This window comes from Qipengyuania sp. CAU 1752, from assembly GCF_054482615.1.
In genome coordinates, this window is the sequence record NZ_JBTLRE010000001.1 from 1,144,307 (window position 1) to 1,167,796 (window position 23,490).

Below are 23,490 nucleotides of genomic sequence, written 5' to 3' on the forward strand. Positions count from 1 at the left end.
TAGGAAGGGCGCAAACCAGCAACAGGAGATTCCCCGATGGCCGATAAACTTACGCTCACGCTCGACACCGGAGATGGCGAAAACAAGGACGTGGTGATCAAGCTGCGTCCCGACCTCGCGCCAGGCCATGTCGAACGCATTACCGAATTGGCGCAGGAGGGGTTTTACGACGGCGTCGTGTTCCACCGTGTGATCCCCGGTTTCATGGCACAGGGCGGCGACCCGACCGGCACGGGCATGAGCGGCAGCGACAAGCCCGACCTCAAGGCCGAGTTCAACGCCGAACCGCACAGCCGCGGCACCTGCTCGATGGCCCGCACCCAGGTGCCCGATAGCGCCAACAGCCAGTTCTTCATCTGCTTTGATGACGCTCATTTCCTCGACGGCCAATACACCGTCTGGGGCCAGGTGACCGAGGGGATGGAGCATGTCGACGCGCTGCCCAAGGGCGAACCGCCGGCAAATCCCGGGAAGATCGTCAAGGCTACCGTCGGCTAATCAAGCACTGGCCAATGGTCGGCGCCGGGGCGACTAAAGCCCCGCGCCGACCAGCCAGTCGTGGAACAGCCGCACCGGGCGTTCTTCGAGCGCGGTAGGGCGGCAGACGAACCAATAGCTGTAGGGGCTGTCGACTTCGAGGTCGAACAGCTCTGTCAGGCGGTCGTCGTCGGCGCGCCGCAAGTGGTCGTCGTGCATGATGGCGATTCCAAGCCCCTGCGCCGCTGCTTCCAGCATCAGCTGGCCCGAATCATAATGATCGATTGCCGAAGGTTCGAGGTCGCGCATGCCCAGCGCATCCTTCCACGCCAGAAAGCTGTCGGGCAATTCGTTGTGGATCAGGAAGGTCTGCTTGGCGAGAAGCTCTTCATCGGGTGTTTCGCCAACCCTCGAGGCTATTTCGCGATTGCAGATGGCATGGACTTTGTTCTCGTCCAGCCGCACGGCGTGTAGCCGCCGATTTGGTCCTCGTGACAAAATGATCGCTGCGTCGAGCGTATCGCCGACCCGGTCTTCGAGATGCGGCCCGGTGTCGATGTCGATGTGCAGCAGCTTGTGCCGTGCGCGCAATTCGGCCAGCCGCGGAAATAGCCGCTGGCTACCGAACAGCGGAAGCACGCCGAGCCGTAGTCGCAGCAGCGAGAGATTGTCCGACTGTCCTTCGACCGCACGCGCCAGCGCCTCGAAATGTGGGTTCACGGCCTCAAAAAATTGGTGTCCCTCGTCGGTCAGTGTCATCGCCTGCCGAGCGCGGGTGAACAGCTTCTTGCCGACGAACTCCTCGAGATTAGCGATTCGTCGCGACAGCGCACTGGGGCTGAGGTTCAATTCCTCCGCCGCAGCGCGGGCAGATCCAAGCCGGACAGTGCGCATGAAGGCTTCGAGGGCGCGGAGCGGCGGGAGGCGACGAATAGGCATGGCACCTCATGTGGAGTGCAAAAAGTGCAATGTCGAGGAGGCTTTTGGACCGTAGTCCGACCGGTTAGCCGTCGGTTTCTTCTTCAACCTGTTGCGGTGCGTGCAATCGCAACCGTTTCACATGTGTCTCGTCACCATCGGTGACTTCGATCTTCCAACCGCTGGGATGTTCGACAATCTCACCTACAGGCGGGACACGCTCGGCCAAGACGAAAGTGAGTCCGCCCAGCGTATCAACCGATTCCTCGACTTCAGCGAGACGCGGATCGATCTGCTCGGCGACATCGTCGAGCTCCAGGCGAGCATCGCAATCCCACATGCCGTTGCCGATATCGGCGATCCAGACCTCGGGCGAATCATCATGCTCGTCCTCGATCTCGCCGACAATTTCCTCGACCAGGTCCTCGATGGTTATGATGCCGTCGGTGCCCGAGAATTCGTCAAGAACGATGGCCAGGTGGGTCCGGTTGGTGCGCATGTCGGCCAGCACGTCAAGCGCACCGCGGGTCTGCGGAACGTAGAGCGGCTGGCGCATCAGCACTGTCCAGTCGGTCGGCGGTACCTCACCATTGATGAGGTAGGGAAACACGTCCTTGATGTGGATCATGCCGATCACGTTATCGAGCTGGTCGCGATAGACCGGCAGACGCGAGTGGCCATGCTCCGAGAATATATCGAGCAGGTCCTGCCAGCTGGCGGCGGCCGGAACGGCGATGATTTCGCCACGCGGTATGGCCACGTCATCGGCGTCATGCTCGCTGAAGTGCAGGAGATTGCGAAGCATCTGCCGCTCGACCTGCGATAGGTCTCCGGCAGCGGGGGTTTCGGTACCCGACTCCTCGTCTTCCTCGTGCTCGTCGATGGCTTCTTCGAGCTGTGCTCGCAAGGAGCGATCGCCACTCTGGGGATCGAACAACCTGCGAAAGGCGAGCAACAGCCCGGTCTTACTCTCCGCATCTCCTGCGGATTGATCACTGTCGGGCATGGCCCTTCGTCGTGCTCCTATTATCTCTAGCGATCCCCATATGGGTCTGCGATCCCCAGTTTGGCAAGCGCTGCGATTTCCAACGCTTCCATTTCTTCGGCTTGCGTGTCGGATTCGATGTGATCATGGCCTGCCAAGTGAAGCAGGCCATGGACCAGCAGGTGGGTAGCGTGCTGTTCAAGGCTGACGCCTTTTTCCTTCGCTTCGCGGCTACAGGTCTCGAAGGCGAGGGCGATATCGCCGAGGAAGATCGGAGGTTCGTCTGGCGATTCTCCTGGTTCGAGAGCCAACAGGCTCTCTCGCTCCAGCATCGGGAATGACAGCACGTTGGTAGGCTTGTCCCGCTCGCGCCATTCGCGGTTGAGCTGGTGGACCTGCTCGTCGGACGTGAACAAAACGCTGGTCTCTAGCCGAGGATGGGCAATGGCCGGTTCGATCACGCTGGTCGCCTCGACCGCTCGCACGGCGCAATCCTGCCAAGCTCCCTCGGGCCAGTATTCGATCTCGATTTCGACGTTCATCGCGGTTTCCCGCTCACTCGGTCGGGCCTTCATAGGCCTCAACGATTCGGCCCACGATCGGGTGACGCACGACATCGGCAACCGTGAAGCGGATGGTGCCGAACCCCTCAACGCCCTCCAGCTTTGCGGTGGCGTCGGCCAGTCCGCTCATCCCGTCGCCGCCTGGAATATCGACCTGACGCGGATCGCCTGCGATCACCATCCGGCTGTTCTGGCCGAACCGGGTGAGAAACATCTTCATCTGCTCGCGCGTGGTGTTCTGCGCCTCGTCGAGGATAACGAAGGCGTCGGCCAGCGTGCGCCCGCGCATGAATGCGATCGGCGCGATCTCGATCTCGCCGCTGGCCAACCGCCGCTCGACCTGCTCGGGCGGCATGCAGTCGTACAACGCGTCATAGAGCGGGCGAAGATAAGGATCGACCTTGTCCTTCATGTCGCCGGGGAGAAAGCCAAGTTTTTCGCCCGCCTCGACCGCAGGTCGTGACAGGATCAACCGCTGGACACTGCCGTTGATGAGCTGGCTGACGGCCTGCGCCACCGCGAGATAGGTCTTGCCCGTACCCGCCGGGCCCAGCGCGAAGATGATGTCGTCGCGCGCCAGGCTGCGCATATACGTCGCCTGCATCGCGCTGCGCGGGACGATGGTCTTGCGCCGCGTCCGGATCATGATTGGCGGGGTATCAGGTTCGCCTTTGACGATGCCTTCGAAAGTTGGCTCGTTCGACATGGCGATCAGCGATTCGATGGCGCCAGCGTCGAGATCCTGGCCCTGCGCTAGCCGGTCGTACATCGACTGAATGGTTTCACGGGCGCGCGCCACGCTGTCCTCGGGCCCCTCGATCTGGACATGGTCGCCACGGGCCGAGATGAACACGCCAAGACGATTCTCGACCTGCACGAGGTTGGCATCGAATTGTCCGAACAGTGGTACCAGCAGGGACTGGTTCTCGAACTCCATATCCGCCCTGGCACGGCGAATTTCGCGTTGCGGGACCGGGTCGGGCGAGATCGCCGGATCGGTTCGACGGGACGGTTTGCGGCCCATAATGGCTTGGCGCGTTCCTTTCGCTGGTGGTGAGTCGGGAGCTTACGCCGATGGCTGCGCGGCGCAAGCGGGAGCTAGCGTCGCGGCTGGGGAAAGCCTGGGCAGGTCTCAGGCGAAAGCAGGTTGGAGCGGGCGTCCAGCCAAGGAGTTGGGCCCAGCCTCGACCAGCTCGACTTCGACCAGATCGCCGATCTTTGCGCCGCTTTCAAACCACACGCTTTGCAGCCAGGGCGACTTGCCCAGCCATTGACCGGGAAGCTTGCCCTTGCGTTCGACCAGCACGCCGCATGTCTTGCCCACGCTAGCCTTGTTGAAGGCAAATTGATGCCGTCCGAGCGCGGATTGCAGGCGTTGCAGGCGCTCGTCCATGATTTCCTTGGGCACCTGCCCGTCCATCGTCGCTGCAGGCGTGCCGGGTCGGGGCGAATACTTGAAGCTGAAGGCGTGGGCGTAGCCGACCGCGTCGACGATTTTCAGCGTATCCTCGAACTCGGCCTCGGTTTCGCCCGGGAATCCGACGATAAAATCGCCGCTCAAAGCAATATCGGGCCGCGCCGCACGGAAGCGTTCCAGCAGGCGCAGGTAGCTTTCGGCGGTGTGGCTGCGGTTCATTGCCTTGAGCACGCGGTCATTGCCGGACTGCACCGGAAGGTGGAGGTAGGGCATCAGCTTGTCGACCTCGCCGTGGGCGGCGATCAACGCGTCGTCCATGTCGGCTGGGTGGCTGGTGGTATAGCGGATCCGTTCGAGCCCATCGATCGGGGCCAGCGCGCGGATCAGACCCGCGAGTCCGACGCGGTGGCCTTTTTCGTCTTCGCCGGACCATGCGCTGACGTTCTGGCCCAGCAACGTGATCTCGCGCGCGCCGGCCTCGATCAGTTTCAGCGCTTCGGTCACGAGGTCGTTGAACGGGCGCGATATTTCGGCGCCCCTGGTATAGGGCACCACGCAATAGGTGCAGAACTTGTCGCAGCCTTCCTGCACGGTCAGGAAGGCGGTCGGGCCGATCTTGCGGCGCGCGGGCAGGGCGTCGAACTTGGCGATCGGGGGCATGTCGGTATCGGTCGATCGTTCGCCTGCCACTGCCTTGTCGAGCATTTCGGGAAGGCGGTGATAGGCCTGCGGACCGACGACCATCGAAACCGCAGGGGCGCGGGCCATGATTTCCTCGCCCTCGGCTTGCGCTACGCAACCCGCCACCGCGATCATCGGCGCTTTCGCCTGGGTCTTGCCCTTGGTCAGGCGTCCGATATCGGAATAGACCTTCTCCGCCGCCTTTTCACGGATGTGACAGGTATTGAGCACGACCAGGTCTGCATCTTCGCCATCGGGGGCGGGCATGATGCCCTTTTCGGCCAGCAGCTCGGCCATACGCTCACCGTCATAAACGTTCATCTGGCAGCCGAAGCTCTTGACCCTGTAGGTCTTGGGGGCAGTGGTCGGTTTCATGAAGGCGCGCCTTTACGGCAAGCCAAGCGGCAATTCAACGCGCTGCTTGATCGAAGAACATCCACGCGCTCGAACCAGCAATACCGCCGCCCACCCAGACGAAACGATAATTGTGGCACCAAACCCCGCATATTGAGCTGCGATGCTGGCTTGATCGGCATCGATGACCGGCAGCGACTGGTTGAATGCGGCGTGAAATATCATGCAGGCTACGAGGCTGATCGTGGAAACGAACCGCGCGGCTATTGCAAAAATGGCGGCACGCCGCACTTCGCGTGACGGGAACGGCATTAGTACGGTCATGGAAGCAGCAGGTCGTTCGGCCCGTCAGGTGGTCTACTCGATCGGCACCGAAGGCGCGCTGTAGCGGACCGGAGGTACGTCGTGTTCGAAGGGGCGGACCGGGTGCCCGAGGCATTGTTCAAGGCAATCCTCGATCTCCTCGCGTGCCTTGGCCGCGATGGCTTTGCGGCCGTGATATTCTTCGGGGCTGAATGGCTCGAGGAAATGGATGCCGAGCCGGAAGGTACCCCTTCGGCTCAAGACACGTTTGAAATTGTTGACACCGGTTTCATCGCCGACCCAGCCGATCCACTCGGCGACTTCGCCGTAATCGAGCACGACTGGCTGGACCATTACGCCAGGCGGGGGCGGTTCGAGCACGCTCAGCATGCTCGACTTGAAGGGTAACAGCGAGTGACCATCGGTAGTCGTGCCCTCGGGAAATACGGTGACCGACCAGTTGTCTTTCAAAGCTTCGCGCAACTGGTTGATCTGGTCGGCCACACCCATCCGGTTCTCACGCTTCACGAAAACCGTACGGTTGAGTCCGCATAGCCAGCCGACAAGCGGGGCCTCAGCCAGTTCGGCCTTGGCAACAAAGGCGGTCCCGCTCGCGCCAGCCAGCGTCAGGATATCGATCCAGCTGACATGGTTGGAAATGAAGAAGACATCGCGCTTGAGAGGCGTGCCATAGCGCTCAACCCGCGCACCGACGATCCAGCCGGTGACGCCCAGGAACCACATCGGGAAGGGCGAGCCATAAGCGAACAGCCTGTAGAGGTAATGCAGTGGGACGAATACCAGCAGCGCCAGCGCTATCATTGCGGTTCGGGTGATGAAGCGGATCCGACTGGCTAGGCTTAGCGGGGTCGTTTCCCCTGTCGCGGCCGACTGCCGCAATTTCCATTCGCTGCGATCCGGGTCAGTCGCCACGGTCGATCCGCACTCCGAACAGTTCCATCCGATGATCGACGAGACGGTAGCCGAGCTTCTCGGCAATCTGCTTCTGCAATGCCTCGAGTTCGGGATCTACAAACTCGACAACCTTGCCGCTTTCGACGTCAATCAGATGGTCATGGTGGGCCTCGGGTGCGGGTTCGTAGCGCGCTCGGCCGTCACCGAAATCATGACGATCGAGAATACCGGCCTCTTCAAACAGGCGGACGGTTCGATAGACCGTGGCAATGGATATCTTGGGATCGACCGCGCTGGCGCGTTCGTGGAGCAATTCGACGTCGGGATGATCGTCGCTTTCCGATAACACCTTGGCGATCACGCGGCGTTGCTCGGTGATGCGCAGGCCCTTGTCGGCGCAAAGCTGTTCTAGATCGATGCGCTCGGCCAAGCCCACTCTCCGTATAATGAAACGCCTCGCACCCTTAGAGGGGCGAGGCGCTGCACTCAAGCGACCGAAGCCGGTCACTTGGATTGAATAAACAGATTAGGCGGTTTTCTTCTTGCGCCCGCGCTTCTGTCCTGGCTTGCGACCAAGGCCGATTTTCTTTGCGAGATCACGCCGGGTCTCGGCATATTCCGGTGCAACCATCGGATAGTCGGCGCCTAGATTCCAGCGCGACTTGTATTCGTCGATGGTCAGGCCGTGCTCGGTCATCAAGTGACGCTTGAGCATCTTCATCTTCTTGCCGCAGTCCAGGCAAACGATGTGATCCTTCTTGACCGAAGAACGAACCGATACGGCGGGATCGGGGCGAACTTCTTCGGCTTCGGCATCCTGGCCGAGATTGGCCAGTGCTCCATAAACGCTCGAGATCAGTTCGGGCAGCGCATCGACGTCGACATGGTTGTTGCTAACGTGAGCGGCGATGATGTCGGACGTCAACGTAATCAACGTCTCCGACATGTCGGATTCAAGGGTGTCCATGATGTTCCTCAACTTTTGCGATCGATATTTTTTAAGCCCTCGACTTCTTGTCGATGGACATGCCTCTTCTGGCGCAGGTGGGCACTGATTTCAATACTAATTGTTCAAGAATACTAATTATTTTCCTAAGGAATCGCCAGCAATGGTTGAACTACAGAGACTTGGCAAATGTAATGGCATCGATCTTGTCGCCATTGCCATCCGTATAATACTTGGGGCGGCGGCCTATGGGCTCGAAACCGTAGCGACGGTAAACCAATTCTGCCGGATTGTTTTCACGCATCTCAAGAAAGATTCGTTCTGCTCCGCGTGCGCGTGCGTCATTGCTCATTCGATCGATTAGGCGCCCAGCGAGGCCGCGGCTACGGAACTTGGGGTGGACCGCGATCAGCAAAACTTCCTCTTCGCCCGGCGCGGCGCGGACCATCGCGAAAGCTGCGGCATCGACACCTTCGGCGGGTGTCTCTCCTTCCGCGTCGAGCAAGCTGTAGTGCGTGGTCGGCATGACCAGTGAGCTTTCGACCTGGCGACGGTTCCATGCTTCGCCCCAATGCGGGTCGAAGGCGACCTGCATTATCGCCATGATCCGGTCGAGATCGTCGATCATGGCGTTACCGTTGTGTCAGCGACAGGCTTGGCGTCGGGTGCGCGGCCATAAATGGGACGGATTTCCGGGGACAGTGCGTGGGCGGGAAGATGCATGGCGAAGCGGGCATCGGGATGCGCCGGCATGGTCGTTCCCCAGCCGCGTTGTTCAACCAGGCCGTCGGCCTGTGTTCCCGCGACCACCTCCGCCTTCGCCGCCTCGACCGCCCTTGCAGGGGCAAGGGAGCGAACCTCGCCCTGTGCCTTCCCTTCGGCATTGAACCCCTGCACGAACCATTCGCCATGGCCGCCATGCATCGCCACATCGACGTCGATTTCGCCATGCTCTGCACGGGCCATCTTCGCGATAAGCGCAAGTGTCGGATAACCCTCGACCCGCGCCTTCCAGGCGAGGCCGAGTGCCCGGGCGGTGGCAATTCCAATTCTTATGCCGGTAAAGCTGCCCGGGCCGAGCGCGACGAGGATCCGCTCTGCTTTGCCTTTGCCGGGCAGGGCAGCGATCATCGGCACCAGATGCTCAGCATGGCCGCGTCCGAGGATGCGATGATCGTAGGCAAGCAGATCCGTGCCGTCGAACAGGGCAACCGAACAGGCTTGCGTCGAGCAATCGATGGCGAGCGTGGTCATGGCGCGCCTGTTATCGCCTCAGGCGAATTGCGTAAACTTGCCGAATTCGGGCCGCGGGCTGCGATCGAAGATACTGTCGGGATCACCATAGCCGATCGAGCATACCCAGTCGGCCTTTACCCTCGGACCGAAATCCGAGTTGTCGACGAAGAACTGTTCGGTAACTCCGTCAAGATCCAAGCCGGACATCGGTCCGCAATCGAGCCCGATCGCGCGGGCGGCGATGATAAGATAGGCACCCTGCAGCGCGGAGTTGCGCCGGGCGCCTTCGATGCGGCCCTGCTCGTCGCCGGCAAACCAGCTTTTAGCGTCGGTGTGGGGGAACAACCACGGGAGCTGTTCATGAAAATCGATATCGTATCCGATGATGGCTGTGACCGGAGCGGCTTTGATCTTGTCTTTGTTTCCCTCGGAAGCAAGTGCAGCAAGCTTCTCCTTGCCCTCGTCCGAGGTCACCCAGATCAATCGGGCCGGCTGCATATTGGCGGAAGTCGGGCCCATTTTCATGAGATCGTAGATCTGTCGCAACTGGACTTCGCTGACCGGCTTGTCGAGCCAGCCGTTATACGTCCGCGCATCGTTGAAAATCTGGTCGAGCGCGTCATCGGAAAGCACGTTTCCGTGGAATTGCCGGGTCATGGAGGTCCTTTGCTTTATCGGAAAATATCAGGTGGCGCGGACTTCAACCACCTCCGGAACGTAATGTTTCAAGAGCCCTTCGATCCCGTTCTTGAGCGTGGCGGTCGACGAGGGGCAGCCCGAGCAGGCGCCTTGCAAGGTCAGGTAGACAACACCGTCCTTGAACCCGCGATAGGCAATGTCGCCGCCATCGCCGGCCACCGCCGGGCGGACGCGAGTTTCAAGAAGTTCGTGGATCTGTTCGACAATGTCGGCATCGGCCGGATCGTCTTCGACCACCAAGTCGTCGTCGGTCGGGACCGAGATCCCGCTGGCATCGCCGCCAATGAATAGCGGCGCCTGGCTGACGAAATGGTCGAGCAGGATCGACACCACCTGCGGCTTTAGATCCGGCCAATTGACGCCCGGTGCCTTGGAGACCGAGACGAAATCGCTGCCGAAGAAGACATTGGTCACTTCGCCGGTGTCGAACAGGGCCTGGGCGAGGGGGCTCGCTTCGGCATCCTCGGGCGATGTGAATTCGCGCGTTCCGGTGGTCATGACCGGCTGTCCGGGCAGGAATTTCAGCGACGCGGGATTGGGCGTGGTTTCGGTCTCGATGAACATGGTTGCGATGTAGGAGCGCGCAGGGGAATCGACAAGGCAAGTCGCTCAATGTGTGCCTATTCACTGTCCCTTCAGTCGATTGCTCCCTATAGTTGGCCTATGACAGCTATCTTGCGTGCTGCGCGCATTTGCGCGCTCCTGCTCCCCGTCGCCCTGTTGGCCAGCCCACTTCCTGCCCAGGAATCGGTTCAATCTTCGCCATCAGTGGAACGGCCCGCCTCGCTTCAAGGTGACGGCGAGGTGCCATGGCTGTATGAAGGCAGCAACGTGCCCGTGGACCGGGAATGGAAGTTCGGTGTCCTCGACAACGGGTTGCGCTATGCCGTGCGTCGCAACGGTGTGCCGCCCGGACAGGTCTCGATCCGTATTCGCATGGATGTTGGCTCGTTGCATGAACGCGACAGCGAACGCGGATATGCCCATCTTCTAGAGCATCTGCTGTTTCGCGAAAGCAAGCATATCGCTGCTGGCGAGGCGATTGCGACCTGGCAGCGGCTCGGCGCGGGTTTCGGCAACGATACCAATGCCATGACCACCCCCACCGGCACGGTCTACCAGCTCGACCTGCCCGAAGCACGGGGCAAGCTCGACCAGGCCTTCCGGCTGTTGTCGGGCATGGTTCGCGATCCCGTGCTGACACCAGCCAACGTCGCGGCCGAGGTTCCCATCGTGCTGGCCGAGCGTCGTGAAAACGGCGGCGCGCGGCGACGCGTGTCGGATGCTCGTCGTGAGACATTCTTTGCCGGCCAGCGGTTGGCAGTGCGTTCGACCATTGGCACCGAAGAGACGCTCAAGGCAGCCACGGCCGAGGCGCTCGCGGACTTTCATGGTCGCTGGTATCGCCCAGAAAAGACCGTCATCGCCATCGCCGGCGATGCCTCGCCAGAGGAACTGGCCCGACTGATCGAAAGCCATTTTGGCGACTGGAATGGCAGGGGAGAAGCTGGTGTCGAGCCCGATTTCGGCGACCCCGTCGCGCCCGAAGGGGCCGAAGGCACGCCGCCGGTTGGCGAGACCACCGTGCTGGTCGAACCCGACCTGCCTCGCACGTTCACCTACGCGATATTGCGCCCCTGGCGCGCGGTCGACGACACGATTGCCTATAACGAGGGCCTGTTGCTGGACGGGCTGGCGCTCCAGCTCATCAATCGCCGTCTTGAAAAGCGCGCCCGTGCGGGCGGTAGCTTCCTTTACGCGCAGGTCGAACAGGAAGACATCAGCCGCTCCAGCGATACGACGCTGGTCTCTTTTGCGCCGCTGACGCAGGACTGGCAGGCCGCACTCGGCGATGTTCGCGGCGTGATCGCCGATGCGCTCCAGAGCCCGCCAACGCAGGAAGAAATCGACCGTGAAGTCGCCGAGTTCGATGTCGGTTTCAAGGCCCAGGTTGACGAGGCTGCGGTCGCCCCGGGCGGCAGGTTGGCAGACAATCTCATCAGCGCGGTAGATATTCGCGAAACCACTGCCGCGCCCGACACCGTGCTTAAAATCTTCCGCCAGATGCAGTCGCGGATCACTCCGCAGGCGATCCTCGAACGCACCCAAGCGTTGTTCGAGGGCGATGTCATACGTGCGATCTATCTGACACCCGCCACCGGCGAGGCCGATGCGCAGCGTCTGGCGCAGGCCATGCGCGAAGTTGTGTCACCCGATGCCAGCGCCCGGCTCGCTGCGGCCAACGTTTCATTCGAAGATCAACCGGCCATCGGCACGCCCGGTCAGGTCGTTTCGTCTCGCCCGATCGGCAGCAGCCTTCCATTCCTTGATGAAATCGAGATGGTCGAACTCGACAATGGGGTCAGGGTGCAGCTCTGGCCCAATGACGCGGAACCGGGGCGCGTGGCGGTCAAGGTGCGTTTCGGCAGCGGCTATCGTGGGTTTACCGGGGAAACCGCCCCCTATGCCCATCTCGGTGAGATCGCGCTGATCGGCTCTGGCCTTGGCGAATTGGGCCAAGAGGAAATCGACCGCATCCGTACCGGGCGCAAGCTGGATTTCCAGTTCTCGATCCATGATGCAGTGTTCCAGTTCAACGCCCAGACCCGCGACGAGGATCTGGCCGACCAACTCTATCTGTTTGCGGCCAAGCTGGGGATGCCCCGGTGGGATCCCAATCCAGTCATCCGCGCGCAGGCAGCGGCGCGGCTTGCCTATGAATCATATGCCACCAGCCCGGATACGGTGCTCAACCGCGATCTAGACTACCTGCTTGCCGACCGTGACCCTCGGTTCGGAATGCCCGACCCGCAGGCCATCGCGGCCACTTCTCCCGAGGGTTTCCGCGCGGTGTGGGAGCCGTTGTTGCGGCAAGGGCCGATCGAAGTGTTGGTCTATGGCGAATTCGACCGCGATGCCGCCGTCGAGGCCTTGAAGGCCACCTTCGGAGCATTACCGCCCCGCGAGCCCATTCCACCCAGCGTCAAGGAACGCCTTGCCGACTTTCCCGAAGCCGGTGCATCGACTGTCCTGACCCATCGCGGTGACGCCAACCAGGCCGCTGCGGTGATCGCATGGCCAAGTGGTGGCGGGGTTGCCCGCGTGCGCGAATCCCGCCAGCTCGAAATTCTCGCACGGTTGTTCAGCAATCGTTTGCTCGAGTCGCTGCGCGAACGGGCAGGGGCAAGTTATGCTCCCTATGTCGGTGCGGAATGGCCGCTCGACCTTGAGCGTGGCGGTACGATCGTCGCGCTGGCGCAGGTTAGCCCGGAACTGGTGCCGATGTTTTTCGAGGAGGCAGAAGCCATTGCCGCCGATCTCGCGGCCAATCCGCCGAGCGAGGACGAACTCAACCGTGTGACCGAGCCGCTGCGCCAACTCATTAGCCGTGCCTCGACTGGCAACGGGTTCTGGTTGTACCAGCTGGAAGGCGCGAGTTACGAACCGCGGCTGGTCGAATCCATCCCCTCGCTGCTGGTCGATTACACCCAGACGACCCCCGCCGCGATGCAGGCACTGGCCCAGCGCTACCTTGTCTCGCGTCCGGGATATCGGCTGGCCGTCATTCCCGAGGGCCAGGAACTGGCTACCAGCGTCATCGCGCCAGCAGTGCGCCCGGCCGCGCCAGGTGCGTCAATGATCGGCCGTTAGCGGCCAAGCTTGGGCGGCCCAAAGCTTAATTAGCCTTGGCAGCCTCGGTGCTGAACCGGTAACCTTGGCTCTGGATAGGCGAGAAACGAGCGGACATGGCGAACAACTGGACTCCTGATAGCTGGAAAAGCGGCGAAGCGCGGCACCTGCCGGTGTACGAAGATTCCGCTGCTCTGGCGCAGGCGCAGACGACGCTCGAAAATTACCCGCCACTGGTATTCGCGGGCGAGGCTCGCGCTCTCAAGGCCGACCTTGGTGAAGTAGCCCAAGGGCGCGCATTCCTGCTGCAGGGCGGCGACTGCGCGGAAAGCTTTGCCGAGTTCCATCCTAACAATATTCGCGACACGTTCCGCGTCATCCTGCAGATGGCGGTGGTGATGACCTTCGCCGGCAAGCTGCCGGTGGTGAAGGTGGGGCGGATGGCTGGCCAGTTCGCCAAGCCGCGCAGCTCCGATACCGAGACGCAGGGATCGGTCACGCTACCGAGTTATTTCGGCGACAACGTAAACGGTATCGAGTTTGACGCCGGGCAACGCCGCACCGATCCTGAACGCATGGTCAAGGCTTACTCGCAGGCGGCCGCCACGCTCAACCTGCTGCGCGCCTTTGCCGGCGGCGGCTATGCAAACTTGCGCCAGGTCCACCAGTGGACGCTCGATTTCATGGGCCGCAGTCCCTGGGCCGATAAATTCGCCGAGACCGCCGACCGAATTAGCGAGGCGCTTGACTTCATGGAGGCTTGCGGCGTCGATCCTGCAACAGTCCCGCAATTGCAGGGAACCAGCTTTTACACCAGCCATGAGGGGCTGCTGCTGCCCTACGAACAGGCGATGACGCGCCAGGATTCGCTGACCGGTGATTGGGTCGACACCAGCGGCCACATGATCTGGATCGGAGATCGTACCCGCTTCGAAGGCAGCGCTCATATTGAGTTTGCCCGCGGCATCATAAATCCGCTTGGCGTCAAATGCGGGCCGAGCCTGGAACCTGACGTATTGCTGCGCCTGCTCGACACGCTCAATCCCGCGCGCGAGCCGGGGCGGATCACCCTGATCAGCCGCTTCGGGCATGACAAGGTCGAGGGGGGGCTGCCGCGCCTGGTGCGGGCTGTCACCCGCGAGGGTCATCCGGTGGTATGGAGTTGTGACCCGATGCATGGAAACGTCATCAAGGCCGACAGCGGTTACAAGACGCGCCCCTTCGACCGCATCAAGGCCGAAGTGCGCGGCTTCTTTGACGTACACCGGGCCGAGGGCACGCATGCCGGCGGTATCCATCTGGAAATGACGGGGCAGGACGTGACCGAATGCGTCGGCGGTGCGGTGGCGATTACCGATGAGAGCCTGGCCGACCGATATCACACCCATTGCGATCCGCGCCTCAACGCCGCGCAATCAATCGAGCTTGCCTTCGCCATCGCTGAAATGCTGCAATTGGCAGCCGAGAATCAACGCGCCGACGCCGCTTGAAATCGAGCTCGGGCACCAAAAGGCAGCCAACTCTTTATTTTGGAACGGCTTGCCGCCATGATGCGTAAGGACTGGAAGCAGCGGGAGACAGTCCTTGGCCCAACCTGGGGCGCACAGCCAAGCCAGACCGGTCCTCGGTCTCACGGAACAATTCAATGCCACGCGCGATCTCAGCGAGGCGCTGGCTGCGCCGCTGAGCGAAAGCGACGCCACCATCCAGTCGATGGAAGACGCGTCCCCTACCAAGTGGCACCTGGCGCATTCGACCTGGTTCTGGGAAACCTTCCTTCTCCGCGATCATCTCGATGGCTACGCGTTGCACGACGAGCGATGGCCGTTCCTCTTCAACTCCTATTACGAGGCTGAAGGCGAGCGGCATATGCGGTGCCAGCGCGGTCTGATCACGCGCCCCAGCCTTGCCGAAGTTCTCGATTATCGCCGCGCTGTAACGCAGGCGATGGAGCCATTGCTGGGCCGCGATGACCTGCAAGCGCTGGTCGCGCTCGGCATCGCGCACGAACAGCAACACCAGGAATTGCTACAAACCGATATCAAGCACGCCTTGTTCCAGAACCCGCTCGGCCCCGCAATGTGGGACGGCGCGCCGAAGACGGCCAAGGCCCGCGAACGCGGTTGGCACGCGCACCCGGGCGGCATTGCGTTGGTCGGTCATGACGGCGCCGGCTTTTCGTATGACAACGAGGGGCCGCGTCACCGTGTGCTGCTCGAACCCTTTGCGCTCGCCGATACGCTGGTAAGCAATGGGGAATGGCAGGACTTCATCGACGATGGCGGCTACGAAACCGCCGCGCTGTGGCTGTCCGACGGCTGGGCCTGGGTGCAGGAACATGGCATCACGGCACCGGAATATTGGCGCGAGGACAAGTATTTCACGTTGCAGGGCTGGCAACAAATAGATGTCCACGCGCCGGTGACCCACATCTCTTTTTACGAGGCAGAAGCCTTTGCCAGCTGGGCTGGGGCGCGGTTGCCGACTGAGTTCGAATGGGAAGCGATCGCCCGCGGCCAGCACGCTGACGACGCGCCGGCGCATGATCCGGACGGGGGCAACCAGATCGACAATGCCCAGCCGACGCATCCGACTGGCTCGGACGGCCTGTTTGGCGATTGCTGGCAGTTCACCCGCAGCGCCTATCTGCCCTTTCCGCGTTATCAGCCACCGGAAGGCGCGGTGGGCGAATACAACGGCAAATTCATGAGCGGACAGGTGGTGCTGAAAGGCGCCAGCTGCGCCACCGTGCGCGGGCATTCGCGCGCTTCCTACCGTAATTTCTTCTATCCCCACCAGCGCTGGCAATTCAACGGCCTGCGCCTCGCCAAGGATGTGTGATGTCTGCCAATAAGGATTTGCGGCTGGTCGATTTCGACGAGGATGGCGTCGACCGCGCTTTTCGCGAAAGCGTGTTGAAAGGATTGGGAGAAGCGCAAAAGGCTATTCCCGCGCGCTGGCTTTATGACGACGCTGGATCGCAGCTGTTCGAGGACATCACAGCTGTCCCTGAATACTACCCGACCCGCGCCGAAACCGAAATCCTTGAAACCCGAGGGACAGATTTCGCCAAGGCCATCGGTACGGGCCGCGCGGTGATCGAATTCGGCAGCGGGTCATCGGTCAAGACGCCGCTGCTGCTGCGGGCGATCGAGCCGGCAGCCTATGTTCCACTCGACATTTCCGGCGATTTCCTGCGCGCCTCGGCCGAAGAGCTGCGCAAGAAATTCCCCGGCCTGCCGGTGTACCCGGTTGAGGCCGATTTCATGCGCCGGGTCGAATTGCCGCAAGCAGTCATGGACATGCCCCATCTGGGCTTCTTTCCTGGTTCGACGATCGGCAACATGGTGCCACACACGGCGGTCGATTTGCTACGGACCATGCGCGAGACGCTCGGCGAAGGTTCCAAGCTGCTGATCGGTATGGACCTGGTCAAGGATCCGGACGTGCTGGAAGCGGCCTATGACGATGCCGGGGGCGTCACGGCGGAATTCAATCTCAACCTTGCGCGGCGCATCAACCGCGAACTCGACGGCACCATACCGGTCGACCAGCTTGAGCATGCGGCTCGCTGGAACGACGAGTTTGCCCGGGTTGAAATGCACCTGGTTGCCAAAAGCGATATCGAATTCAAGGTGGCCGGGCAGCACTTTGCCATGCGCGGTGGCGAGACCATCCATACGGAAAACAGCCACAAGTTCACCCGCCGCAGCGGCGCGACGCTACTTCTCGCGAGCGGCTGGACCCCGGTCGGGCGTTGGCTCGACAGCAAGGACCGTTTCAGCCTGATCCTGGCCGAGGCTTCCATTCCGCGCAGCGCACCCTAGAAAGCCGCCATGCCTAAATCTATCGCCATCATCGGTGCCGGCATGGCCGGCCTGTCCTGCGCCATGGAATTGCGCGCACGCGGCTTGCGTCCGGCGCTGTTTGACAAGGGGCGCGGACCGGGCGGACGGATGGCTACGCGACGTACCGACATCAATGGTGCGGAAGTGCACTTCGACCACGGCGCGCAATACTTCACGGTGCGGGATTCGCGCTTCGAACACGCGGTCAACGGCTGGCGTGAAATCGGGGCGGTGGCCGATTGGCCGGCAGCCGGAGAGAATGCGGTGGTCGGGGTACCGACGATGAATGCGCCGATCAGGCAGATGGCGCAGTTTTTCCAGGTGGCATGGGGCAGGCAGATCGACCGGGTCCTGCGCGATGAACACACCTGGCACCTGCGCAGCGGCGATACGATTTTCCGCGCCGAGCAGATCGTCTGCGCCATACCTGCAGAGCAGGCCGCGCAATTGCTGGCTGGTGAAGCGCCCGAATTCGCAGCAAAGGCAGCGGCGGTGCAATCGCGCCCATGCTGGGCGTTGATGGCGCGTTTTGTCGAAAAATTGCCGCTACCTGACACCGTGAGAGGGCAAATTGTCGCCTGGGCTGCGCGCAATTCGGCCAAGCCGGGGCGAGGGGCGGGCGAGGACTGGGTCATCCATGCCTCACCGGAATGGTCGGCCCAGCATCTCGAGGACGATGCAGACGAGGTCGCCAGCAAGCTGCTCGCCAGCTTTTTCGCCGAGACCCAAGCCGCAGTGCAGGCCCCCGTTTACCGGTCGGCGCATCGGTGGCGCTATGCCATGGCCGGGAAGAAGGATGGCCCGTCGGCACTGTGGGATGCAGGCCGCGACCTGGGTGTTTGCGGCGATTGGTTGGTCGGCCCGCGCGTCGAATCGGGCTTTCTCAGTGGCCATGAACTAGCCCGGCTTATGACGGAATAAACGGCAGTTTTCTGTTCATGGTCAAGCTACTCCAGCACCGTTATATTTGCTCCCGTGAATCCGGAAGCCATCTTTGAGACAACGTCCTCGATCGTTGCCGGGGCGCCCAAGAGCGCCTTGCTGATGACTGCGCTGGCGGCGCTGGTGCTCGGCTGGATCGGCGCGTTGATGGTCCGCAACAAAGTCCCACTCGGTGGTGTATTGCGCGGTGCGAGCACGCTGGTGCTGGTCGGCGTGCTGGCAACTGTCGTGGTCCAGATTGCCCGTCTCGACCCGCGGTTTGATGTCGCAGTTGCTGGCCTGGGCCTCCCCGAGCAAGTGGTCGAGGGCGGTGAAACGCAAGTCCCGCTCGCGGCGGACGGACATTACTGGTTGCGAGCACGGATCAATGGGGTCGAGGCCAAATTTCTCGTTGATACCGGGGCAACTTTGACCGCTATTTCGACGCAGACGGCGAAAGCCGCCGGGATCGCGCCGCGCAGTGATCGCCTCCCGATCCAGATGACGACCGCCAACGGCACGGTGCAGGTTCCGCTGGCGACGATTGAGGAACTGCGATTCGGCAATGTCGCCGCTCGCGGGCTCGATACGGTCATCGCGCCCAATCTTGGCGAGACTAATGTCATCGGAATGAACTTGCTCAGCCGGTTGGCCGAGTGGCGAGTGCGCGACGGAATATTGATCCTGGTGCCCAACAACCCGCAGCCCGCGGTGGAATGGGCTGGGGAACCTGCTGGCTAAGTCACTTCGTCACTATCGATTTCTTGAAAAATTGGCTGGGGTGGCAGGGATCGAACCTGCGAATGCCGATACCAAAAACCGGTGCCTTACCACTTGGCTACACCCCAGCACTGGGCGCGCTCTATAACGCCTTCAATCGCGTTGTGAAGGGGCTGCGGGAGCGCGCCCGTCCCATTGTCTAAAGCGCCTTGCCCGCGAAATCGGTCCGCGAGTGGCGTTCGGGTAGTTGCTCGTCATCTTCGCCCCAGGTCTTGTTGACCATCCGCGCCCGCTTGACCGCTGGCCGGGCATAAATTTCGTGCACCCAGCGGGCGACGTTTTCATACTCGTGGATCGAGAGGAACTTTGTCGCCTCGTTATAGATATGTCCGGTCACGAATGGCGCATACCAGGGGAACAGGGCCATGTCGGCGATGGTGTATTCGTCGCCGGCCAGGAACGGCGTTTCGCCCAGTCGCTGGTCGGCAACATCGAACAGGCGCTTGGTTTCCATGGCGTAGCGGTTGATGGGATATTCGTACTTATCCGGCGCGTAGGCATAGAAATGGCCGAACCCGCCGCCGATGAACGGTCCGCTGCCAACCTGCCAGAATAGCCAGCTGAGCATTTCTGCACGAACACCGGGCTGGCCCAGAAACGCGCCGAATTTTTCCGCCACGTGCAGCAGGATTGCCCCGCTTTCGAACACCCGCACCGGTTTTTCGCCCGAATAATCGACCAGCGCCGGGATCTTGGAGTTGGGATTGATCGCGACGAATCCGCTGGTGAACTGTTCGCCTTCGCCAATGTTGATCAGCCATGCATCGTAATCGACATCGTGCCCGGCCTCGATCAATTCCTCGAAGATGAGGTTGGCCTTAACCCCGTTGGGTGTAGCCAGCGAATAGAGCTGGAATGGATGTTCGCCGCGCGGCAATTCCTTTTCCACCTGCGCGCCAGCGGTAGGGCGGTTGATACTGGCAAACCGGCCACCGCTTTCAGCATCAAAGGTCCAGACTTCGGGCGGTGTGTAGGTCGGGTCGGCCATTCAGGCGCTCCTGTAGCAGGCGGTGCAGTATCGTGTGCGGGCTTGGTGACTGCATGACGCACCGATGGCAAGTCGCGAACGAATTTTACATGTCCGCATGGGGAACTGGTGCGCGTTATCGAAGGTTTGGGATCCATGGCATCGCACCCTACCGACCTGATTTTCGTTGATGACAGCCTGCCTGGCATCAGCCGCAAGCGGGCCGGCAATGGGTGGGCTTACTACGATCCCAAAGGCAGCCTGATCCGCGATGGGAAAGAGCGCAAGCGGCTCAACGCTGTTGCCCTTCCGCCAGCCTATCGCGACGCGTGGTTCTGTCCGGCGCCCAACGGTCATATCCTGGCCACCGGATATGATGACAAAGGCCGTAAGCAATATCGCTACCACCCCGATTTCAGGACATACCGCGAAGGCGAGAAATTCGACCGTTGCCTGGCCTTTGGCGAATTGCTGCCGCTGATGCGCAAGAGGGTCGAGGAAGACATCGTCGGGGAAACTCCTACCCGCGAACGGGTGCTGGCGGCAGTGGTGCGGCTGCTCGACATGGGGTTCGTGCGGATCGGGAACGAGATTTACAAGAAGAAAAACAAGAGTTTCGGGGCCTCGACCCTGCGTGATCGCCACGCCCGCATCGAAGGCAGCACGGTACATATCAGCTTCGTCGGCAAGGGCGGCAAGGAACGCGAACTGACGCTGGTGGACGAAGAACTGGCGAGCGCTGTGCAGGATGCGCGCGACGTGCCGGGCCAGCACCTGTTCCAATATTACGATGCCGACGGAAAGCGCTGCCCGATCGGCAGTGGAGACGTCAACGAGTACCTGCGCGAGACTATGGGCGAGGACTTCTCGGCCAAGAATTTTCGCACTTGGCACGCCAGCGTGCTGGCCTTTGCCAAATTGTCTGATGCCGATGGGGAGCCAACCATGACTTCCCTGCTTGACGAGGTGTCGGACCGGCTCGGCAACACGCCGGCCATTGCCCGCAAAAGCTATATCCACCCGGCCGTGATCGATATCCTCTCGCGTGAAAACGGTTTTGAAAGATGGCGCAGCGGATTGCAGCTACCCCGCAAGACCAAATACCTCACGCGCCACGAACGCGGCCTGATCGCCTTGTTGCAGGAGGCCCCGGCAGCGCAGGAATTGCTGGCCGCATGAGTGAGACGCTCGAGCATATTCTGCCGGAAAGGATCGAGGCTCTCGCGCACGATCTGCTTTGCAAGGCCGATCGGCAGGAACTGGCGCTGGCAACGGCGGAAAGCTGTACCGGCGGTTTGCTGGCGGCCTTGCTGACCGATGTCGAGGGTTTGTCGCACGTTTTCGAACGTGGTTTCGTCACCTATAGCGACGAGGCAAAGTGCGACCTTCTCGGGATTGCAAAGGCTATCGTCGACGACTGCGGCGCGGTCAGCCGTGAAGTGGCGCTGGCTATGGCAGAGGGGGCAAAAGCTCGCTCGCGCGCTGATATCGCTGTGTCGATCACCGGCTTCGCTGGCCCCGCTGGAGAGGGTGACGAGGAGGGGCTTGTATACTTCGCTTGCATCGACCCGACCGGCCAGTGCAATCATGCCGAAAAGCATTATGGCGCGATCGGGCGCAACGGCGTTCGCATCGCCGCGCTTGAAACCGCGCTGACAATGATGAACAACGCCATCCCAGATGGCTGAACATTCCAACTTCTACGATCTTGCCAGTCACGGTTTCGTGCGCGTGGCCACGGCAACCCCCGCGGTGCGCACAGCCGATGTCGCTTTCAACCGCGATGGTATATTGGCCGAGGCGCGCAAGGCCCACGAGGCGGGGGTCGACCTGGTGGTCTATCCCGAGCTGTGCGTTTCCTCCTACGCCATCGACGATCTGCACCTGCAAGGCGCCATGATCGACGCTGTCGAGCAGGCTATCGCGGATATTGCCGCAGCCACCAGCGATCTATCTCCGGTTCTTGTTATCGGTGCCCCGCTGCGGCGCAATGGTAAGCTGTACAATTGTGCATTGGCGGTCGCAGACGGTGCGGTGTTGGGCGTGGTGCCCAAGAGCTTCCTGCCCAATTACCGCGAGTTCTACGAGAAGCGCTGGTTTACTCCGGGACGCAATTGCCAGGACCTGGAGATCAATGTTGCAGGCGAGGAAGTGCCGTTCGGCACCGATTTGATATTTTCTGCCGCAAATTTGCCCGGCTTCACCTTCGGGATGGAGATCTGCGAAGATTTCTGGGCCCCCAATCCACCCGGCACGATGGCTGCGCTGGCGGGGGCGACGATCCTGGCCAATCTTTCTGCCAGCCCGATCACCATCGGACGGGCGGATGATCGCCATCTGCATTGCCGCTCGATGTCGTCGCGCGCGATCTGCGCCTATGCCTATTCGGCCAGCGGTCACGGCGAGAGCACCACCGACCTGGCGTGGGACGGGCAGGGGGTTATTTACGAGATCGGTGACTTGATGGCCGAAAGCGTGCGTTTCGACCGCAAGGGCGAGTTGTGCATCGTCGATATCGACACCGACCGCATCCTTGCCGAGCGGCTGCGCAATCACACCTTCACCGACGCTGCCGATTTCGAGGGGCGGCCCGAGGACTGGTACCGCACCGTCATCTTTGACCACCGCCCGGTGGCTGGCGAGGGTTCGGGCGACCGGGGTCTAACCCGCCCGATCCGTCGCTTCCCCTTCGTCCCCAACCGGCAGGACAAGCTCGACCAGGACGCTTACGAGGCGTTCAACATCCAGGTCGATGCATTGATGCGGCGGTTCCAGGCGACCAGTGGTGAATCGATGGTGATCGGCATTTCGGGCGGTCTCGATTCGACCCATGCGCTGATCGTGGCAGCGAAGGTATGTGACAAACTGGGCCTGCCGCGCAGTACCATTCGCGGCTATACGATGCCTGGCTTCGGCACGTCCGAGGGCACCAAGTCGAACGCGTGGCGGCTGATGGAAGCGATGCAGATCACCGCCGAGGAGATCGACATCAAGCCCAGCGCGCGCATGATGCTGGAGAATATCGGTCATGCCTTTGCCGATGGCGAACCGGTCTACGACACCACGTTCGAAAACGTACAGGCAGGCCTCAGGACCGATTACCTGTTCCGCCTCGCCGGACAGCACAGGGGTTTCGTTATCGGAACGGGTGACCTGTCCGAACTGGCGCTGGGCTGGTGCACCTATGGCGTGGGCGACCAGATGAGCCATTACAGCGTCAATGCCGGTGTTCCCAAGACGCTGATCCAGTATCTGATCCGCTGGGCCATCGAGACCGAGCAATTCGTGCCCGCCGCGAGCGAAGTGCTTGCCGATATTCTCGACACCGAAATCTCCCCCGAACTGGTCCCGGCAGGCGAGGATGGAGAGATCCAGAGCACCGAAGGCACGATTGGTCCCTACGAGCTCAACGACTTCTTCCTTCACCATTTCGTGCGGTTCGGGCAGAAGCCTTCCAAGGTCGCATTTCTCGCCTGGCATGCCTGGAAGGATGCCGAGGCAGGTCAGTGGCCCAACGGCTTTCCCCAAGATCGCCGCAACGCTTACGACCTTGCTACCATCCGCAAATGGTTGGAGAAATTCCTCTGGCGTTTCTTCCAGTTCAGCCAGTTCAAGCGCAGTGCGCTGCCCAACGGACCAAAGGTTTCCAGTGGCGGGGCGTTGAGCCCGCGCGGCGACTGGCGCGCGCCGAGCGATGCGGTGGCTGATGTGTGGCTGGCCGAATTGCGGGACAACGTACCCGAGAGCTGACCGCACAGGCGCTGCGCGGCGCGATTTGCATTCATCGCCAATCCGCTTACTCTCGCACCTGGGTCGCTTGCCAACGATTGCCGCATGGCGGTTATGGGCA

Annotated in this window: 24 protein-coding genes and 1 tRNA gene; 10 read left to right on the plus strand and 15 right to left on the minus strand. The window is 61.5% G+C overall.

Features of this window, described 5'->3' with window-relative positions; all coding sequences use genetic code 11:
* Positions 1 to 36: 36 nt before the first annotated feature.
* Positions 37 to 498 carry a peptidylprolyl isomerase gene (locus ACXYL9_RS05580; RefSeq protein ID WP_459038595.1) on the plus strand — a complete coding sequence of 154 codons (462 nt, stop codon included), beginning with the start codon at positions 37 to 39 and terminating at the stop codon, positions 496 to 498.
* Positions 499 to 531: 33 nt separating this feature from the next.
* Here ACXYL9_RS05580 and ACXYL9_RS05585 read toward each other — a convergent pair whose 3' ends face one another.
* The 13 genes from ACXYL9_RS05585 to ACXYL9_RS05645 all read right to left on the minus strand — a co-directional run bounded on the left by ACXYL9_RS05585 (position 532) and on the right by ACXYL9_RS05645 (position 10,058).
* Complete coding sequence (locus tag ACXYL9_RS05585) at positions 532 to 1,416, minus strand: LysR substrate-binding domain-containing protein (RefSeq protein WP_459038596.1); 885 nt, start codon at positions 1,414 to 1,416, stop codon at positions 532 to 534.
* Positions 1,417 to 1,480: 64 nt separating this feature from the next.
* Entirely contained in the window at positions 1,481 to 2,401 is a 921-nt protein-coding gene (locus ACXYL9_RS05590; protein WP_459038597.1) for a hemolysin family protein, read from the minus strand.
* 26 nt (positions 2,402 to 2,427) lie between these two features.
* On the minus strand, positions 2,428 to 2,922 hold the full coding sequence (gene ybeY / locus ACXYL9_RS05595; protein ID WP_459038598.1) for an rRNA maturation RNase YbeY: 495 nt from the start codon (positions 2,920 to 2,922) through the stop codon (positions 2,428 to 2,430).
* 13 nt (positions 2,923 to 2,935) lie between these two features.
* Positions 2,936 to 3,967 (minus strand): PhoH family protein, encoded by a 1,032-nt coding sequence (locus ACXYL9_RS05600; protein ID WP_459038599.1) that lies wholly within the window; start codon positions 3,965 to 3,967, stop codon positions 2,936 to 2,938.
* Between the two features lie 108 nt (positions 3,968 to 4,075).
* On the minus strand, positions 4,076 to 5,416 hold the full coding sequence (miaB, locus tag ACXYL9_RS05605; protein WP_459038600.1) for a tRNA (N6-isopentenyl adenosine(37)-C2)-methylthiotransferase MiaB: 1,341 nt from the start codon (positions 5,414 to 5,416) through the stop codon (positions 4,076 to 4,078).
* Between the two features lie 12 nt (positions 5,417 to 5,428).
* Positions 5,429 to 5,719 (minus strand): hypothetical protein, encoded by a 291-nt coding sequence (locus ACXYL9_RS05610; RefSeq protein ID WP_459038601.1) that lies wholly within the window; start codon positions 5,717 to 5,719, stop codon positions 5,429 to 5,431.
* A 33-nt stretch (positions 5,720 to 5,752) separates the two neighbouring features.
* On the minus strand, positions 5,753 to 6,520 hold the full coding sequence (locus ACXYL9_RS05615) for a lysophospholipid acyltransferase family protein (protein ID WP_459038602.1): 768 nt from the start codon (positions 6,518 to 6,520) through the stop codon (positions 5,753 to 5,755).
* A 100-nt stretch (positions 6,521 to 6,620) separates the two neighbouring features.
* Complete coding sequence (locus ACXYL9_RS05620) at positions 6,621 to 7,043, minus strand: Fur family transcriptional regulator (protein ID WP_459038603.1); 423 nt, start codon at positions 7,041 to 7,043, stop codon at positions 6,621 to 6,623.
* A 96-nt stretch (positions 7,044 to 7,139) separates the two neighbouring features.
* Positions 7,140 to 7,580, minus strand: coding sequence for a Ros/MucR family transcriptional regulator (locus tag ACXYL9_RS05625; protein WP_459038604.1), 441 nt, complete (start codon positions 7,578 to 7,580; stop codon positions 7,140 to 7,142).
* 151 nt (positions 7,581 to 7,731) lie between these two features.
* Positions 7,732 to 8,187 (minus strand): GNAT family N-acetyltransferase, encoded by a 456-nt coding sequence (locus ACXYL9_RS05630; RefSeq protein ID WP_459038605.1) that lies wholly within the window; start codon positions 8,185 to 8,187, stop codon positions 7,732 to 7,734.
* The gene (gene tsaB, locus ACXYL9_RS05635) at positions 8,184 to 8,813 is read right to left on the minus strand and encodes a tRNA (adenosine(37)-N6)-threonylcarbamoyltransferase complex dimerization subunit type 1 TsaB (protein ID WP_459038606.1); all 630 of its coding nucleotides are present in this window, start codon (positions 8,811 to 8,813) and stop codon (positions 8,184 to 8,186) included. The genes ACXYL9_RS05630 and tsaB overlap by 4 nt, the downstream gene beginning before the upstream one ends.
* Before the next feature lie 18 nt (positions 8,814 to 8,831).
* Complete coding sequence (locus ACXYL9_RS05640; RefSeq protein WP_459038607.1) at positions 8,832 to 9,452, minus strand: malonic semialdehyde reductase; 621 nt, start codon at positions 9,450 to 9,452, stop codon at positions 8,832 to 8,834.
* 27 nt (positions 9,453 to 9,479) lie between these two features.
* The gene (locus ACXYL9_RS05645) at positions 9,480 to 10,058 is read right to left on the minus strand and encodes a NifU family protein (protein WP_459038608.1); all 579 of its coding nucleotides are present in this window, start codon (positions 10,056 to 10,058) and stop codon (positions 9,480 to 9,482) included.
* Positions 10,059 to 10,157: 99 nt separating this feature from the next.
* Here ACXYL9_RS05645 and ACXYL9_RS05650 point away from each other — a divergent pair, with 99 nt between their 5' ends.
* The 6 genes from ACXYL9_RS05650 to ACXYL9_RS05675 all read left to right on the plus strand — a co-directional run bounded on the left by ACXYL9_RS05650 (position 10,158) and on the right by ACXYL9_RS05675 (position 18,634).
* The gene (locus ACXYL9_RS05650; RefSeq protein WP_459038609.1) at positions 10,158 to 13,145 is read left to right on the plus strand and encodes a M16 family metallopeptidase; all 2,988 of its coding nucleotides are present in this window, start codon (positions 10,158 to 10,160) and stop codon (positions 13,143 to 13,145) included.
* 95 nt (positions 13,146 to 13,240) lie between these two features.
* A complete protein-coding gene (locus tag ACXYL9_RS05655) occupies positions 13,241 to 14,614 on the plus strand; it encodes a class II 3-deoxy-7-phosphoheptulonate synthase (RefSeq protein ID WP_459038610.1) in 1,374 nt (457 codons plus the stop codon).
* A 94-nt stretch (positions 14,615 to 14,708) separates the two neighbouring features.
* Positions 14,709 to 15,965: an ergothioneine biosynthesis protein EgtB gene (gene egtB / locus ACXYL9_RS05660; protein ID WP_459038611.1), complete on the plus strand. Its 1,257-nt coding sequence runs from the start codon at positions 14,709 to 14,711 to the stop codon at positions 15,963 to 15,965.
* Positions 15,965 to 16,951: an L-histidine N(alpha)-methyltransferase gene (gene egtD, locus ACXYL9_RS05665; RefSeq protein ID WP_459038612.1), complete on the plus strand. Its 987-nt coding sequence runs from the start codon at positions 15,965 to 15,967 to the stop codon at positions 16,949 to 16,951. The genes egtB and egtD overlap by 1 nt, the downstream gene beginning before the upstream one ends.
* A gap of 9 nt (positions 16,952 to 16,960) precedes the next feature.
* Positions 16,961 to 17,893 (plus strand): NAD(P)/FAD-dependent oxidoreductase, encoded by a 933-nt coding sequence (locus ACXYL9_RS05670; RefSeq protein WP_459038613.1) that lies wholly within the window; start codon positions 16,961 to 16,963, stop codon positions 17,891 to 17,893.
* A 54-nt stretch (positions 17,894 to 17,947) separates the two neighbouring features.
* A complete protein-coding gene (locus tag ACXYL9_RS05675) occupies positions 17,948 to 18,634 on the plus strand; it encodes a retropepsin-like aspartic protease family protein (RefSeq protein WP_459038614.1) in 687 nt (228 codons plus the stop codon).
* A 32-nt stretch (positions 18,635 to 18,666) separates the two neighbouring features.
* On the opposite strand, the gene ACXYL9_RS05680 is transcribed toward ACXYL9_RS05675, so the two are convergent.
* Both ACXYL9_RS05680 and yghU read right to left on the minus strand, forming a co-directional pair.
* Positions 18,667 to 18,741, minus strand: a tRNA-Gln gene (locus ACXYL9_RS05680).
* A 71-nt stretch (positions 18,742 to 18,812) separates the two neighbouring features.
* Positions 18,813 to 19,661 carry a glutathione-dependent disulfide-bond oxidoreductase gene (gene yghU / locus ACXYL9_RS05685; protein ID WP_459038615.1) on the minus strand — a complete coding sequence of 283 codons (849 nt, stop codon included), beginning with the start codon at positions 19,659 to 19,661 and terminating at the stop codon, positions 18,813 to 18,815.
* A 135-nt stretch (positions 19,662 to 19,796) separates the two neighbouring features.
* Here yghU and ACXYL9_RS05690 point away from each other — a divergent pair, with 135 nt between their 5' ends.
* The 3 genes from ACXYL9_RS05690 to ACXYL9_RS05700 are packed head-to-tail and all read left to right on the plus strand — an operon-like array spanning position 19,797 to position 23,390.
* A complete protein-coding gene (locus tag ACXYL9_RS05690) occupies positions 19,797 to 20,819 on the plus strand; it encodes a DNA topoisomerase IB (protein WP_459038616.1) in 1,023 nt (340 codons plus the stop codon).
* Positions 20,816 to 21,328: a CinA family protein gene (locus tag ACXYL9_RS05695; protein ID WP_459038617.1), complete on the plus strand. Its 513-nt coding sequence runs from the start codon at positions 20,816 to 20,818 to the stop codon at positions 21,326 to 21,328. Before ACXYL9_RS05690 ends, ACXYL9_RS05695 begins: the two co-directional genes overlap by 4 nt.
* Positions 21,321 to 23,390, plus strand: a complete 2,070-nt coding sequence (locus tag ACXYL9_RS05700) for an NAD(+) synthase (protein WP_459038618.1) — start codon at positions 21,321 to 21,323, stop codon at positions 23,388 to 23,390. The genes ACXYL9_RS05695 and ACXYL9_RS05700 overlap by 8 nt, the downstream gene beginning before the upstream one ends.
* Positions 23,391 to 23,490: the final 100 nt, after the last annotated feature.